We start from the raw sequence: 15,280 nt of genomic DNA on the forward strand, positions 1-15,280 counted from the left end.
GCGTCCTACCCTGCGAACCGCCATCCCCAGAGCCACCGGGGATGGCGGCTTCTCGTGTCAACCGAGGACCAGCCGCTCGTCACCGAAGTCGGCGACGATCTCGATCCTGCCGCCCAGAGCTTCGACGTACTTGCGGATGGTGCCGAGCTCGGACCGGCCTAGCACGCCGCGCTCGATCGAGGAGACCGCCGCCTGGCTGATGTTCAGGGTCTCAGCCAGCTGGACCTGCGTCAGGCCGTGCTGCTGGCGAACCTCGGCGAGACGGTAGGCGCGCTGTTCCGCACGAACCTCGTTCTTGACGGCGGCGACTCGCGCTTCAGCCTCAGGTGTCGTGATCCGCTCGGCACGGATCTGCTTCCAGTTCTTGTGTGCCATCGTCGTCATGCCTCCTTCACCACATTCATCGGTCGGGTCCGACTGCTCAACTGTCCGGATCATCAGCCCAGCCACAATACAAGCTTTCACTTGTAGAACCTAAGACTTGTATCAGCAGGCGCTGGTTTGGTTTCCGGCCAAGGGCGGTAGCGCGAAGCTGAAGGCCGATCCGCTGTACAAGAACCTCAGGGTCCGCACCGAGGGCCGTGATGTCTTCGTCGAGGAGAACTACGACCATCAGCTGTACGGCGCCACCAGCTTCGTCTCGGTGCTGAGCCTGCCGATCGTGCTCGACCAGCTGGTCCCGAAGCTCGCCGCCGCTGTCGACGGCAACCCCCCGACCAGCGCCTAGGGCGAGCGGCCCGGCGGCCCGGCTCTGCGGGAATGGTCACCTTGTGCACGAGATCCGTATGGCGACGGTGTCGGCGTACGGATCTGGTGCACGAAGTCGGGTCCTGGCCACGGGGCGTGACTAGCGGGTAGGGGCAAGGACCGGTTGCCTACAGAAGCGACACAGAGGAGGAAAAGCTCTCGCCCAATGTCGGTGGCTCGCCGTAGCCTCGAAGTGGGAGTGAGGGTGATGGAGTGGTTGGCTGTTCTGTTCTTGTTCTTGTTTCTGTGTGCGTTGCTCGACGCCGTGCTGCCGCACTCGAAGCCGTCGCACCTGCGTCGGTGGCTGCAGCCTTCGATCGATCGTTTGATCCTACGTCGTCGCCGTCGCGCGGGTGTTGAGGCCGACCCGTTCGCGACGTTGTGGGTGCAGACCCGGCTCGGGCATCTGGCCGGCGAGATCCGGCGGATCGAGACCACGCCCCGGATCTACGCGCGAGCACACCGGTTGATGGCCGTCGAGGCAGCGTACGACGACCTGCTCGACGAGGCCTGCCGGTTGGCCGGCGTGCCGGGGGAGGCAGACCTGGAACGCAGTGAGGAGAAGCGCTGGCTCGAGGAGCGGGAGCTGGCCTCCCGCGGCTGGTCCTGGTGACGCGCTAAGGCCAGACGACCTGGTCCAGGAAGTCCTCCACCGCCGTTGCCACCTGGCCGAGGACGGCGGCCGATGCGGCGAGCCGGCCCGGGACGTACATCCCGTGGTCCGCGTCCGGCACCTCCAGCAGGTACGGCGTGAGTTCGCGAGCGAGAACGGGATCCCACAACTTGTCCGCCGTACCGCCGACCAGCAGGAACGGCGCGGTGGACCGGCGCAGCCCGTCGACCACCCAGGGGCTGGCCAGGTTCGGAGTCAGCCAGACCGCCGCAAGAGCACGCTCGGCGGCGAGGGGGCACGCATAACTGCCGAGTGACTTCCCGACCAGCAGGACCTCACCCTCGGTGCCTTCCAGCGCCCGCGTCGCCTGCGGCAGGACCCACGGCCCCCGCTCGTCGTCAGTCAGCGTCAACGGCCGATCCGGCTCGTCCCACCACACGCGGATCACCTCCGCTCCCCGCTGCTCGGCGGCATCGCCGGCGTACATGGGAAGGGGTGAGGCGGGACCGAACTGGCCACCGGGCAGGACGACCACTGTGCGCGAAGTCATAGTCGCGAGTCTATGAGTCGGCAGACCCGCCCCGGTGCCGGGTGGACTGAGGGCGCTGGCAGAATCGGGTGTATGTCTGTTGCTGCGTCTGACCCCTCCGCAGCCGGTTCCCAGCGTCGCCCTCGGGTGCTGTCCGGGATCCAGCCGACGGCGGACTCCTTCCATTTCGGCAACTACCTCGGGGCGTTGCGGCAGTGGGTGGCCCTGCAGGACGACCACGACGCGTTCTACTGCGTGGTGGACCTGCACGCGATCACGGTGGAGTACGACCCGAAGCAACTGAGGGAGCGGACCCGTCGCTCGGTCGCCCAGTTGCTCGCGGCCGGGATCGACCCGGAGCGATCGACGCTGTTCGTCCAGTCGCACGTGCCCGAGCACTCCCAGCTGAGCTGGGTGCTGGGCTGCATCACCGGATTCGGTGAGGCCAGCCGGATGACGCAGTTCAAGGACAAGTCCGCCAAGGGCGGCGCCGACCGCGCGACCGTCGGCCTGTTCACGTACCCGATCCTGCAGGCCGCGGACATCCTGATCTACCAGGCCGACCGAGTCCCGGTCGGTGAGGACCAGCGCCAGCACCTGGAGCTGACCCGCGACCTGGCACAGCGGTTCAACCACCGGTTCGGCAAGACGTTCCGGCTGCCCGAGCCGCACATCGTCAAGGAGACCGCGAAGATCGCGGACCTGCAGGACCCGAGCGCGAAGATGAGCAAGTCGAGCTCGTCGGCGGCCGGCATCATCGACCTCCTGGACGACCCGAAGGTGAGCGCGAAGAAGATCCGCTCCGCGGTCACCGACTCCGGCCGGGACGTGGTCTTCGACCCGGAGAACAAGGCCGGTGTGGCCAACCTGCTGACCATCTACTCCGCACTCACCGGCCGCAAGATCAGCGAGCTCGAGGACGAGTACGCGGGCCGCGGGTACGGCGACTTCAAGAAGGACCTGGCCGAGGTGGTGGTCGAGTTCGTCACGCCGTTCCGGGAGAAGACGCTCGGCTATCTCGACGACAAGGCGCAGCTGGACGCGATCCTGGCCGCCGGGGCGGAGCGGGCGCGCGCCGTCACCGAGCCGACCCTGCAGCGGGTGTACGACCGGCTGGGCTTCGTGCCCGGACCGGCAGTCCGCGAGTCGGGCCGGTAGGGCCGAGGATGGCGACGATCGGTGTCGCGATCCCGATCGCGGAGCCGTACGGCTCGGAGCTGCAGAAGTTCCGTGCCGAGTTCGGTGATCCGATGGCCGCGTCGATCCCCACCCATGTGACCCTGCTGCCGCCGACCGAGGTGGAAGCGGCCGATCTCGCCCTGATCGACGACCATCTGCTCGAGGTCGCGGCCCGGTTCCCGAGCTTCGGGATCCGGCTCCGCGGTACGGCGACGTTCCGGCCGATCTCCCCGGTCGTGTTCGTCCCGCTGGCTGAGGGCATCTCGTCCTGCGAGGTGCTGCAGTCGCAGGTCCGGTCCGGACCGCTGCAGGTGGACCTGCGGTTCCCCTACCACCCGCACGTCACGGTTGCGCACGACCTGGACAAGAACGCGCTGGACCGCGCGTACGACGCCCTGGCGGAGTACGACTGTGCCTTCGACGTGGACGCCTTCAGCCGGTACGAACACGGTGCCGACGGCGTGTGGCGCCCGCAACGGTCGTTCCCCCTGGCAGGCTGAGACTCCGTTACCGGGGTACAGGAGAAGCATGGGGATCAAGAGGGCCTGGCGCTGGTTCAGCCGGACGCAGGTCTGGCGGGCCTGGCAGCGGTACGGCGACCGCCGGGGCAACCGCTTGGCGGGGGCAACGAGTTTCTTCGCGTTCCTGTCGCTGTTCCCACTGATCGTGCTGGCCGGGGCGATCGTCGGCTCGCTCCTCGGCCCGAACGCGATCGAGACGCTGAAGAACACCCTCGAGCACAACCTGCCCGGGATCGCCGACCGGATCGACGTCGACGCCCTGGTCTCGCACGCCGGCACCATCGGCCTCATCTCCGCCGTCGGCCTGCTGTTCACCGGGCTCGGCTGGATCGACTCGCTGCGCGCCTCGATCCGCTCGATGCACGAGCTGGACGACCAGCCCGGCAACTTCGTCAAGCTGAAGCTCGCGGACCTCGGCGCGCTCGTCGGCCTCGGCCTGATCGGACTGATCAGCACCGGCGCGTCCTCGATCCTGACCGGGCTGTCGACGCGGATCGTGGACGCCGCCGACCTGGAGGAGACCTGGCTGGCGAGCTGGGGCATCGACGGGGTCAGCATCGTGGTCGGCATCGGGGCCGGTGCGATCCTGTTCCTCTACCTGCAGACCGCGCTGCCGCGGATCCTCCTGCCGCGCAAGGTCGCCCTGATCGCGGCGCTGGCCGGCGGCATCCTGTACTACCTCGCACAGAAGCTCGGCGGCCTCTACGTCACCCATGTCATCGGCACCAACGCGGCGTACGGCGCTCTGGCCTTGCCGCTGGCGCTGCTGGTGTGGATCTACCTGATGACCCGGGCCCTGATGGTCGTCGCGGCCTGGGCGAAGGAAGCGACCCTCGACGCCGCTGCCAGGGAGGTGTCCGACGAGGGCCGTCTGAGGATCGCGGAGGAGCCGCTGCCGCCTGAGCTGTCCGTGGAGGAGCCTCTGCTGCCCGGACCGCCTGGGAAGCGCTACAAGGTGGTGCCAGTGCCGCAGCGCAAGGCGGACACGGTCGCTGTCGCCGCGGGGGCCGTGCTGGGTATTACCGCGATGACTCTGGTGAGTCAGCTCGCCAAGGCGGCCCGTACGCTTCGCCGCTAGTGGCGGCGTCTGCGGAGTGCTTTGGGGCGTCTGAGGAACAGACCGAGCAGTAGAACGGGTGGACCGGCGTACACCCAAGCCGGGATGCGGAAGGCGAGCGACTGCACCGCCTGGCCGGGGTTGAGCACGGTCCGGCTGCGCGGCGGGTGCGCCGTACTGGTCCTTGTGGTGATCTTGCCCTCGGTGGTGCCGGTCTCAGCCTTCGGAGGCACCGCCGCGGCCGGTTTGACCAGCGTGCCGACCGGGTTGAGCTTGGTGTAGTTCTTGAAGGTCCAGGTGAGCAGGTTGCTGGCGTCCTCGGTCACGCCGTGCGGTGCGTTCATCAGCGTCACCACCAGCGTGTGGCCATTGCGGCGCGCCGCGCCGATGAACGTGTTGCGGGCGAGCGTCGTGTAACCGGTCTTGACGCCCAAAGCGCCGTCGTAGCCGAACAGCAGTTTGTTCTGGTTCGCGACCTGGTACGTGCCGGCCTTGCCGGCGTTCGGGAAGGCCGTGTACTTCGTTGCCGCGTACTTCGCGAAGTCCGGCCGGGCCAAGCCGGCCCGCGCGAACAGGGCCAGGTCGTAGGCGCTGGAGAACTGCCCGTCCGCGTCCAGACCGGTCGGGTCGGTCACGTGGGTGTCGTGCGCGCCGATCTCCTTGGCCTTCTCGTTCATCCGCTGGATCGTCGCCGGGATGCCGCCCTGGTCGTGGGCGGCGAGCGCGTGCACGGCGTCGTTCCCGGAGGCCAGGAACATGCCCTGGAAGAGCAGGTCGACCGTGTAGCGGAGTCCCGGGTAGACGCCGACCTTGCTGCCGATGATGCCCGCGTCGGCATCCGTACCGACGACCGGATCGGACTTCTTCAGCCGCGGCAGCAGGACCAGCGCGGTGAGCGTCTTGAGCGTGCTGGCGGGCCGCAGCTTCGCGTGCGGCGCCTTCGCGACCAGTACGTCGCCGGTGTCGATGTCGGCCACCACGTACGCCGACGCCTGGACGGCCGGCGGTGCCGCCCCGTCGGCGACGACCGTCGGCTTCGCGGTCAGCAGGTCGCCGCCGACCGGGCCTTGTGGGCCCTGGCCGGCGGCGGTCGCTGTCAGAGGTCCGGCGACCACCAGTGCGGTGGTTGCGCAGGCCGTCAGAAGCAAACGCATCGGCGGCACTCTAGACGGCTTGGGGTGCCTGCGTCACGCCCGGTAGGCCGTCCACATGGTGCTGATGCGGGTGCTCTGGCCGGGAGTGAACTGGTTGTAGCAGGAGTCGTAGGAGTAATCCATGTAGTTGTGGATGGGGTCCAGTCCGGACAGTGAGCAGGAGTCCCGGCCGGTCGGGCAGCCGCTGCTGGGGCTGCTCTGGGCCGGCGTGTCGGAGACGGAGTCGTTCGTGCTCGTGCAGCCGCCCTGGAACGTGTGATACAGCCCGAACCAGTGGCCGGCCTCGTGCGAGGCAGTCTTGCCGAGGTTGAAGTTCGTCGCCGAGCCGCCGGGCAGGGAGCTGTACTGCACCCGGATGCCGTCGATCGACGGGCTGCTCGCGTAGTCCCACGGGAACGTCGCGATCCCTAGGTAGGAGAAGTCGACCAGCCAGATGTTCAGGGCGTTCTTGCCACCCTTGCGCGTTTGTGATCGGTACGTCGTGCTCTGGCCGTCGCGGTGCCAGGTGTTGTTGTTGAACCGGTCCGTGCCGGCCAGGTAGAACGTGAAGCCGGTGTTCGCGGCCTGCGACGACTCGCCACCGGCGAAGTCCTGGTTCAGCTCGGCGATCTGCTGGTTGATCTGGGTCGCGGTGACGTCGCCGGCGCCGCTGCTGCTGCGCATCACGTGGATGTAGACCGGAACGCTCGCCGCGGCGAGCGTTCCGGCCTGGGGCGTCAGTCCGCGGGCAGCCTTGGCCTTCAGGATCTGCGCCGTCTTGGCCTCGATCGACTGCTGCTCGGCCGCGGACAGGTCGCGGTGGTCGGCGCCGAACCCACCACGGGCGGCGGGACCGTCGGCCGGGGTGAGACACGGGTTGCCGACCTGGTCGACCGGCAGCTTGGCGGTCGCCTGACCTCCGAGTGGACTGAACGCGAGCGCCGTACCGGCCAGCAAGACGGCCAGGGCGCGGGGGCGGGTGACGAAAGATCGCATAGCGGTCCTCCAGAATCGGGCCGCTTGGGCGGTGCGGCCGAATCCCCCGATTTTCCGCGCCACCCCGGTCCCTGCCCAGGCCCCGCAGTGTCACGGCACCACCACGCCGCAGCATTGACAGGACCGGCTGGGCTTGAGTCAATGGACTGGGGGCAGACCAATAGATCCGAGGAGTGGACGTGGCTGCTGGCAGGATTCGGGTGCAGGAGTTGCGGGATCTGGTCGGGTCCGGGCGGGTCGACACGGTGCTGGTGGCGATCACGGACATGCAGGGGCGGTTGCAGGGGAAGCGCTGTGGCGCGCGGTACTTCCTGGAGGAGGTGCTGAGGCACGGGACCGAGGGGTGCAACTACCTGCTGGCGGTCGACGTCGACATGAACACCGTGGACGGGTACGCGATGTCGTCCTGGGAGCGTGGGTACGGCGACCTGGTGATGGCGCCCGATCTGAACACCCTGAGGCTCGTCCCGTGGCTGGAAGCGACCGCGATGGTCCTCTGCGACGTGCAATGGCTCGACGGCACCCCCGTGGTCGCGTCACCACGCCAGGTCCTCCGCGCGCAACTCGATCGCCTCGCCGCCAGAGGCCTCAGGGCGTACGTCGGCACCGAGCTCGAGTTCATGGTCTTCGACGACACCTTCGAGTCGGCCTGGGACAAGCGCTACCGCGACCTGGTCCCGGGCAACCAGTACAACGTCGACTACTCCCTCCTCGGCACCTCCCGGGTCGAGCCGCTCCTGCGCGACATCCGCAACGGCATGACCGGCGCCGGCCTGTACGTCGAGTCCGCCAAGGGCGAATGCAACTTCGGCCAGCACGAGATCGCCTTCCGGTACGACGAGGCCCTCGTCACCTGCGACAACCACTCGATCTACAAGACGGGTGCGAAGGAGATCGCCGCGAAACACGGCAAGAGCCTCACGTTCATGGCGAAGTACGACGAACGCGAGGGAAACTCGTGCCACATCCACCTGAGCTTCCGGTCCACCGCGGGAGACGCCGTACTGGCCGGTGATCGCGAGCACGGGTTCTCCGAGCTGATGGAGCGGTTCATCGCCGGTCAGCTCGCCTGCCTGTCCGAGTTCACCTACCTGCTCGCGCCGAACATCAACTCCTACAAGCGGTTCGTCCGCGGCAGCTTCGCGCCGACGGCGGTCGCCTGGGGCCTGGACAACCGGACCTGCTCGCTCCGCGTGGTCGGCCACGGCGACTCGCTCCGGGTCGAGAACCGTCTCCCCGGTGGCGATGTGAACCCGTACCTGGCCGTCGCCGCGATCGTCGCCGCCGGCCTGTACGGCATCGAGAACGAACTGGAGCTCGAGCCCCTGCTGAAGGGCAACGCGTACGACTCCGACCGGCAACACGTACCGGTCACGTTGCGCGAGGCGGCCGCGCTGTTCACCGGCTCGAAGATCGCCCGCGACGCGTTCGGCGAGGAGATGGTCGACCACTACGCCAACGCGGCCCGCGTCGAGCTCGACGCGTACGACGCCGCCGTCACCGACTGGGAGCGCATCCGTGGCTTCGAACGCCTCTAGACCCCGCATCGGCATCACGACGTACCTCGAGCCGGTGGTTTGGGGCGTGTGGGAACGCGAGGCCGCGATCCTGCCGCGGGTCTATCTGGACGCCGTGGCGAACGCCGGCGGCGTACCGCTGCTGCTGCCGCCGGTAGGCACCGATCCCACGGTCCTCGAGGCGCTCGACGCTCTGATCATCTCGGGTGGGTGCGACGTCGATCCGGCCGGGTACGACGCCGCACGGCACCCCGAGACGGTCGACACCCGTCCCGGCCGGGACGAACACGAGGCGGTCCTGATCCGGGCTGCGCTCGACCGGGACCTGCCGTTGCTCGCGGTCTGCCGCGGTCTGCAGATGCTGAATGTGACGCTCGGCGGCACGCTGCACCAGCACCTGCCTGACCTCGGCGCGCACGACGAGCACCGCCCGTCACCGGGGATCTTCGGTCGCACCGACGTGAAGATCGAGCCGGACAGCCTGACGGCGCGACTCCTCGGTGACCGCAGCAGCGTGCGCTGCCACCACCACCAGGGCCTCGACCTCGTCGCACCCGGCCTCACCGTGACGGCCCGCGCGGACGACGGGATCGTCGAGGCGGCGGAGGTCGACGGCCACGACTTCGCCCTCGGTGTGCAGTGGCACCCGGAGGAGGACGCAGAGGACGCGCGGCTGTTCGCCGCCCTGATCGCAGCCGCGAGGAGCCGTTCATGACGTACGACGTGATCAACCCGGCCACCGAGAAGGTGGTCCGCACGATCGCCCTGGCCACCGAGCGGGAGGCGGACGCGGCGATCGGCAGAGCCGCGGAGGCCTTCCATACGTGGCGAAACGTCGCTCCGGCGGATCGCGGCCGGTTGCTGCGCCGCTTCGCCGACGCGGTGGACGCGGACCTGGAGAGCCTTGCCGCGCTGGAGGTCGAGAACGCTGGCCACACCATCGGCAACGCCCGCTGGGAGGCCGGCAACGTCCGCGATGTGCTGACCTATTACTCGGCGGCCCCGGAACGCCTGTTCGGCAAGCAGATTCCGGTTGCCGGTGGCATCGACATCACCTTCCAGGAACCGCTCGGCGTGGTCGGCCTGATCGTGCCGTGGAACTTCCCGATGCCGATCGCCGGCTGGGGTTTCGCTCCCGCGCTGGCGGCCGGCAACACCGTCGTACTGAAGCCGGCCGAGCTGACGCCGCTGACCGCTCTGAGGCTCGGCGAGTTGGCGCTCGAGGCGGGACTGCCGCCGGGTGTGTTCGAGGTCGTGCCGGGCAAGGGAACGGTCGTCGGGCAACGGTTCGTCACGCATCCGGCCGTCCGCAAGGTCGTCTTCACCGGGTCGACCGTGGTCGGCAAGCAGATCATGGCCGGCTGCGCCGACCAGGTGAAGCGCGTGACGCTGGAGCTCGGCGGGAAGTCGGCCAACATCGTCTTCGCGGACGCGGATCTGGACAAGGCCGCGGCTCAGGCGCCGTACGGCGTGTTCGACAACGCCGGCCAGGACTGCTGCGCGCGATCGCGGATCCTGGTGGAGCGGTCGGCGTACGACCGGTTCCTGGAGTTGCTGGAGCCCGCGGTGAAGAACTTCACGGTGGGCGACCCGTCGGATCCGGCGACCGAGATGGGTCCGTTGATCTCCAAGGCTCAGCTGGAGCGGGTTGCGTCGTACGTCGAGAATCCGGCCTTTCAGGGCACAGCGCCACAAGGTCCGGGATTCTGGTTCCCGCCCACTGTTCTCGCGCCCGCCAGTGATCGGGCGGTGCGGGAGGAGATCTTCGGGCCGGTGGTGGCGGTGATCCCGTTCGAGGACGAGGCGGACGCGGTGCGGATCGCGAACGATTCGCAGTACGGCCTGTCCGGCTCGATCTGGACGCGCGACACCGGCCGCGCGCTGCGAGTCGGCCGGGGTGTCGAGGCGGGCAATCTGTCGATCAACTCGAACTCGTCGGTGCGGTACTCCACGCCGTTCGGCGGCTACAAGCAGTCCGGGCTCGGCCGTGAGCTCGGCCCGGACGCGCTGGACGCGTTCACCGAGACCAAGAACATCTTCATCAGCACGGAGGACTGAATGGACTCACAGGCACACCGGCTGGAAGGCCGGGTCGCGGTGGTCACCGGCGGCGCGAGCGGGATCGGCCTGGCCACGGTACGACGCCTTGCTGCCGAAGGGGCCAAGGTCGTGATCGGCGACATCGACCCGGCCGCCGGAAAGGCCGCCGCGGACGAGGCCGCCGGGCTGTTCGTGGCCACCGACGTGACCGACCAGGCCGCGGTCGAGAACCTCTTCCGCCAGGCGTACGACACGTACGGCAGCGTGGACATCGCGTTCAACAACGCGGGCATCTCGCCGCCCGAGGACGCGTCGATCCTGGACACCGGACTGGAGGCGTGGCGGAAGGTGCAGGAGGTCAACCTGACCTCGGTGTACCTGTGCTGCAAGGCCGCGATCCCTTACATGCAACGCCAGGGCCGCGGCTCGATCATCAACACCGCATCGTTCGTCGCCGTCATGGGCGCGGCCACATCGCAGATCTCGTACTCCGCGTCGAAGGGCGGCGTACTCGCGATGAGCCGCGAGCTCGGCGTCGAGTTCGCGCGGCAGGGGATCCGGGTCAACGCGCTCTGCCCGGGTCCGGTGAACACGCCGCTGCTGACCGAGTTGTTCGCGAAGGATCCGGAGCGGGCGCAGCGGCGGCTGGTGCATGTGCCGATGGGCCGGTTCGGTGAGCCGGAGGAGATCGCGGCCGCGGTCGCCTTCCTGGCCAGTGACGACTCGTCGTTCATCACCGCCAACACGTTCCTCGTCGACGGCGGAATCTCAGGCGCCTACGTCACCCCGATCTAGTGCCCTGCGTCGGAGATCCCTTGGCGCTTGCGGCGCCCAGGCACGCACCTCGCGGCGTTGGAGAAGCATCCACGATGCTCCGCATCGAGGACGCTTCTCCGCCTTGCGATGCACGCACCTGGACACCGCAATCGCTCAAGGGATCTCCGACGCAGGGCACTAGTCTGTGCTCATGGTCGCCCAGGCAGACGACGCGGTGTTCCGGCCGGTCCGGACGGGCAACCCGTTCGAGGAGACGGTCGAGAGGTTGCTGCAGGCAATCAAGCTCGGCGTCGTCGTCCCTGGCGACCGGCTCCCGTCCGAACGCGACCTCGCGGCCCGGCTGAACGTCAGCCGGGTCACCCTGCGGGAGGCGATCCATGCGCTGACCGAGGCCGGGTACGTCGAGTCCCGGCGCGGGCGGTACGGCGGCACGTTCGTCAACACGCAGCTGCCGAAACCCCGTCGTACGCCGGCCAAACGGCTCGCCCGCGAACTGGGCGACGGGCTGGAGGACGCCCTGGTACTGCGCTCTGCCTTGGAGACCGGGGCAGCGGAAGCGTCGGCGTCCCGCGCGTTGAGCGACGCCGAGCAGGAGCATCTCCGGCGTTGTCTCGCGGAGACGTCGGCCGCCAGGTTGTCCGACTACCGCCGCTTCGACTCGCGGCTGCATCTCGCGATCGCCGAGGTCTCCGGGTCGCCGTCGCTGACATCGGCGACCGCGGACGTCAGGATGCGGCTGAACGAGTTGCTTGACGCGATCCCCTTGCTGGAACGCAATCTGCGGCACTCCAACGAACAGCACGAGGCGATCGTCGAGGCCATCCTGGCCGGCGACGCCCCGGCCGCCCGGCAGGCCATGCAGGAGCACCTGTCCGGCACCGCCACCTTGCTGCGCGCGTTTCTCGCCTGACCCGTGAGCCAGTGCCCGCGAATTCATCCGATCACCGGCTGGACACACCTCTGGCTGGGTACCGGGCCAGGTGTGTCCTTTGTCTACAACGTCGGGGTGGGCGATCCGTGCCCCGGCACCATCGTGCCGCCTGACTGCTCGGATCTGGGCAGCGTCGGGTGACAGGATGGTGACGGGATGGTTTCCTCATGTGACACTCGCCGTGTCGTCCGGTCATTGACTGTGATAATCGACGAGGGTAATCCTTCGAGGAGTATGTGGGATCGATGACTGACGACGAGCTGGTCGGGCGCGCCGGACTGGTCGAGCGTGCGAAGAAGCAGCTCGAGACCAGCGGCAGCGTGCTGCTCTATGGCCCGACCGGGATCGGCAAGTCGGCCATGGGCCGCGCGCTGGTCGCCGACCGCACCCGCGCCGGGTGCCGCGTCCTCAGCGCCGCCCCGTCCCAGAGCGAAGCCGGTCTCCCGTATGTCACCCTCCTCGACCTGCTGTCCAATCAGCTCGAGCTCGCCTGGACGGTCCTGCCCGACCACCTCCGTCAGCCGCTCGAGGTCGCCCTGCTGAAGGCCAGTGCGCCCGACACGGTTCGGGACGAGCTGGCCGTGCGCCTCGCCGTACTGCATGTGCTGCGTCGGCTCGCGGCCAACGGGCCCGTGCTGCTGGTCGTCGACGACATCCAGTGGGTGGACCCGTCCAGCCTGGAGGTGCTGACGTTCTGCGCCCGCCGGCTGTCCGAGGGCGTGCACATGCTGGCCACCGAGCAGGTAGCTGACGGCGATCTGCCGGTCATGGCCGAGGCGTGCCCGGAGCCGGTGCTGCAACTGGAGGTCCCGCCGCTGACAGAGCCGGACGTGCTCGGTTTACTGCGTCAGCGGCTCTCCAGCCCGCTGCCCGTGCGTACGGCTCGCCGCATCTTCACTGCCAGCGCCGGCAACCCGTTCATGGCCCTGGAGCTCGGCCGGGCGGTGCTGCGGCATCCGCAAGGCGTCTCGCCGAACGATCCGCTCCCGGTGTCGAGCCGGCTCAAGACGCTGCTCGGCGACCGGCTGTCCGACCTCACTTCCTCCGCGCACGAGCTCCTGCTGCACGCAGCCTCGTCGCCGCGGCCGACCACGGCCCAGCTGGCGCAGTCGCTCGGACGGCCGATCGACACTGAGCTGGCCGAGGCCGAGTCGCTCGGGCTGATCGACGTGTCCTCCGAGCGGCTCCGGTTCGCGCACCCGCTGCTGCGGGAGTTCGTGTACGCCGAAGCCACCTCGGCGGCCCGTCGCCAGGCGCACGCACAGTTGGCGGCCGTGGTCGGCGAACCGGTCGAGAACGCGACCCATCGTGCCCTGGCCACCCAGGAGGCCGACGCCGAGCTGGCCTGCGCGATCGAGGAGGCCGCAGCCGTCGCGGCCGGCCGGGGTGCGCCAGGTGCCGCTGCCACCCTGTGGCGACTGGCCGCCGAGCGTACGCCGTCCAGCCTGCCGGACGAACGGGCCCGGCGCCTGACGCGAGCTGCCGACGATGCCGCGGCCGCCGGTCATCTCGCGGAGTCCGCCGACATGGCGCGGCTCGCCGTACGCGCCGCGACCGAGCCGCAGACCAGGGTGCCCGCGCTGTTGCTGCTGGTGGACGCCGCCTGGCCGGATCACGACCGCCGGGTCGAGATCCTGTCCGAGGCGTTCGAGGCCGCCGCCGGTGACCAGCTGCTCGAGGCGCGGGTGCGGATCATGCGCAGCCACAGCGAGTACTTCGATCGCCGGTTCGACGCCGCCCAGGAGGACGCGCGGGTCGCAGAGGCGCTGGCGCGGAAGAGCGGTGACACCGAGGCTCTGGTGGACGCGCTGAGCGCGGCCAGCTCGGTGCTGATGTCACGGGACGCGGAGGAGACCGCGGACGCTCTGCTGCAGCAGGCGGCCGAGCTGTCGCTCGGGCTGCCGCTGACCAAGGCCGTGGTGAACGCCCGGCAGATGGCGGCCATGCGGGAGCTGTTCCGCGGCCGGACCGACGCGGCGATCGCGGCGATCAGCTCGCTGGTCGACGAGGTGCGCGACGGCGGTGCGATGCGGTGGCTGGCGTCGGTGCTGATCTCGGCGACCGCGATCTACGAGCGCAGCGGGCGCGGAGCGGATGCGCTCGCGGCCGGGCACGAGTGCTACCAGCTGATGCAGGACATCGGCGAGGAGGCCGAGGTCGGCATGGTCATCGCCAGCCGGGCCGAGTGGGCCGGCGGTACGGCGGCGATGGGCCGGCAGCTCGCGGAGGCGGCGCTGGAAGGAGTCCGCCTGGTCGGCAACGACGAGTGGACCGGTCCGGCGCTGGCCAGTCTCGGGCTGATCGGCGTACTGACGGGTGATCCGCAGCGGGCGGTGGAGGCGTTCGACGCGATCGCGGACTCCGGCGAGGCGGCGATGCCGTTCGACCCGGCGGTGATCCCTTGGCATGCGGACTATGCCGAGGCGCTGGTCGCGGCCGGGCGACTGCAGGACGCCGCGGAGTTGATCGCGGAGATCCGGGGCCGGGCGGAGACGCTGGACCGTGCGGTGGTGCGGGTCGGGCTGGCCCGGTCGGAGGCGTTGCTGATCGCCAAGCAGGGCGATCCGGCCGCGGCGCTGGATCTGCTGGAGGAGACGATCGCCACGGCGGGGGACCGCGTGTACCCGCTGGACCTGGCCCGGTGTGAGCTCACCCGCGGCAGGGTGGCCCGGCAGGCGCGCCGACGGTCGGTGGCGCGGACGGCGTTCCTGGACGCGATCGAGCAGTTCGAGGCGTACGGCGCCCCCGCGTGGCGCGAGGTCGCCGAGACCGAACTGGCCCGCCTCGACGTCCCGAGCCGCAGCCGCCAGCCCTCGGAGCTCACCGACAACGAGCAGCAGATCGTCGCGATGGTCCGCGACGGTTCCACCAACCGCGAGATCGCCGCCGCCCTCTACCTCTCGGTCAAGGCCGTGGAGTCCCAACTGACCCGGCTCTACCGCCGCTTCGGCGTCGCCAACCGCACCCAGCTCCTCCGGATGGTCGACCGCCCCCACGGGTGAGCCGGACGCCCCGCACTCACCAACGCCCGCGGCGTCGATCGCTCCACGCTCAGCGCGGTGCGCTCTGCATCCTTGTGAGTGGGTTGATGAGTGGCACAGGTCCGCCTCCCGCAGGGAAACCCTTGAGGTGACCCGTGGGTAGGTTGGATCGCTTGCCGCCGCGCCGACCATGAACCAAGGTCGATGACAGGAGCTCGCCCCTCGGGCGGGGCGGCCGAGTGAGGCGCGGCCGCCCCGT

15 protein-coding genes are annotated in these 15,280 nt (G+C 69.4%); 11 read left to right on the forward strand and 4 right to left on the reverse strand.

The window, feature by feature from the left end:
- Positions 1-57: 57 nt before the first annotated feature.
- On the reverse strand, positions 58-384 hold the full coding sequence (locus ACIBG5_RS13150) for a helix-turn-helix domain-containing protein (protein ID WP_396391760.1): 327 nt from the start codon (positions 382-384) through the stop codon (positions 58-60).
- A gap of 97 nt (positions 385-481) precedes the next feature.
- Here ACIBG5_RS13150 and ACIBG5_RS13155 point away from each other — a divergent pair, with 97 nt between their 5' ends.
- Both ACIBG5_RS13155 and ACIBG5_RS13160 read left to right on the forward strand, forming a co-directional pair.
- Positions 482-727 carry a hypothetical protein gene (locus ACIBG5_RS13155; protein ID WP_396391761.1) on the forward strand — a complete coding sequence of 82 codons (246 nt, stop codon included), beginning with the start codon at positions 482-484 and terminating at the stop codon, positions 725-727.
- Between the two features lie 228 nt (positions 728-955).
- A complete protein-coding gene (locus ACIBG5_RS13160) occupies positions 956-1,360 on the forward strand; it encodes a hypothetical protein (protein WP_396391762.1) in 405 nt (134 codons plus the stop codon).
- Between the two features lie 4 nt (positions 1,361-1,364).
- Here the strand turns inward: ACIBG5_RS13160 and ACIBG5_RS13165 are convergent, their stop codons facing one another.
- A complete protein-coding gene (locus ACIBG5_RS13165) occupies positions 1,365-1,910 on the reverse strand; it encodes an alpha/beta hydrolase (protein WP_396391763.1) in 546 nt (181 codons plus the stop codon).
- 72 nt (positions 1,911-1,982) lie between these two features.
- On the opposite strand from ACIBG5_RS13165, the gene trpS reads away from it, so the two are divergent.
- From trpS to ACIBG5_RS13180, 3 genes are read left to right on the forward strand one after another with little or no spacing between them, the layout of a single operon-like run.
- Positions 1,983-3,047: a tryptophan--tRNA ligase gene (trpS, locus tag ACIBG5_RS13170; RefSeq protein ID WP_396391764.1), complete on the forward strand. Its 1,065-nt coding sequence runs from the start codon at positions 1,983-1,985 to the stop codon at positions 3,045-3,047.
- Between the two features lie 8 nt (positions 3,048-3,055).
- Positions 3,056-3,568 (forward strand): 2'-5' RNA ligase family protein, encoded by a 513-nt coding sequence (locus ACIBG5_RS13175; protein ID WP_396391765.1) that lies wholly within the window; start codon positions 3,056-3,058, stop codon positions 3,566-3,568.
- Between the two features lie 28 nt (positions 3,569-3,596).
- Positions 3,597-4,667 (forward strand): YihY/virulence factor BrkB family protein, encoded by a 1,071-nt coding sequence (locus tag ACIBG5_RS13180; RefSeq protein WP_396391766.1) that lies wholly within the window; start codon positions 3,597-3,599, stop codon positions 4,665-4,667.
- On the opposite strand, the gene ACIBG5_RS13185 is transcribed toward ACIBG5_RS13180, so the two are convergent.
- Both ACIBG5_RS13185 and ACIBG5_RS13190 read right to left on the reverse strand, forming a co-directional pair.
- The gene (locus ACIBG5_RS13185; RefSeq protein WP_396391767.1) at positions 4,664-5,800 is read right to left on the reverse strand and encodes a D-alanyl-D-alanine carboxypeptidase family protein; all 1,137 of its coding nucleotides are present in this window, start codon (positions 5,798-5,800) and stop codon (positions 4,664-4,666) included. The genes ACIBG5_RS13180 and ACIBG5_RS13185 overlap by 4 nt on opposite strands.
- A gap of 33 nt (positions 5,801-5,833) precedes the next feature.
- A complete protein-coding gene (locus ACIBG5_RS13190; protein ID WP_396391768.1) occupies positions 5,834-6,775 on the reverse strand; it encodes a zinc metalloprotease in 942 nt (313 codons plus the stop codon).
- Positions 6,776-6,954: 179 nt separating this feature from the next.
- Here ACIBG5_RS13190 and ACIBG5_RS13195 point away from each other — a divergent pair, with 179 nt between their 5' ends.
- The 6 genes from ACIBG5_RS13195 to ACIBG5_RS13220 all read left to right on the forward strand — a co-directional run bounded on the left by ACIBG5_RS13195 (position 6,955) and on the right by ACIBG5_RS13220 (position 15,042).
- Entirely contained in the window at positions 6,955-8,313 is a 1,359-nt protein-coding gene (locus tag ACIBG5_RS13195) for a glutamine synthetase family protein (RefSeq protein ID WP_396391769.1), read from the forward strand.
- A complete protein-coding gene (locus tag ACIBG5_RS13200) occupies positions 8,294-9,007 on the forward strand; it encodes a gamma-glutamyl-gamma-aminobutyrate hydrolase family protein (RefSeq protein WP_396391770.1) in 714 nt (237 codons plus the stop codon). The genes ACIBG5_RS13195 and ACIBG5_RS13200 overlap by 20 nt, the downstream gene beginning before the upstream one ends.
- Positions 9,004-10,350, forward strand: coding sequence for an aldehyde dehydrogenase family protein (locus tag ACIBG5_RS13205; protein ID WP_396391771.1), 1,347 nt, complete (start codon positions 9,004-9,006; stop codon positions 10,348-10,350). Before ACIBG5_RS13200 ends, ACIBG5_RS13205 begins: the two co-directional genes overlap by 4 nt.
- Positions 10,351-11,127 (forward strand): 3-oxoacyl-ACP reductase, encoded by a 777-nt coding sequence (locus ACIBG5_RS13210; protein ID WP_396391772.1) that lies wholly within the window; start codon positions 10,351-10,353, stop codon positions 11,125-11,127.
- A gap of 172 nt (positions 11,128-11,299) precedes the next feature.
- Entirely contained in the window at positions 11,300-12,019 is a 720-nt protein-coding gene (locus tag ACIBG5_RS13215) for a FadR/GntR family transcriptional regulator (RefSeq protein WP_396391773.1), read from the forward strand.
- A 266-nt stretch (positions 12,020-12,285) separates the two neighbouring features.
- Positions 12,286-15,042, forward strand: coding sequence for an AAA family ATPase (locus tag ACIBG5_RS13220; RefSeq protein ID WP_396391774.1), 2,757 nt, complete (start codon positions 12,286-12,288; stop codon positions 15,040-15,042).
- The last annotated feature ends 238 nt before the right edge of the window (positions 15,043-15,280 follow it).

Source organism: Kribbella sp. NPDC050241 (assembly GCF_044459685.1).
GTDB lineage: Bacteria > Actinomycetota > Actinomycetes > Propionibacteriales > Kribbellaceae > Kribbella.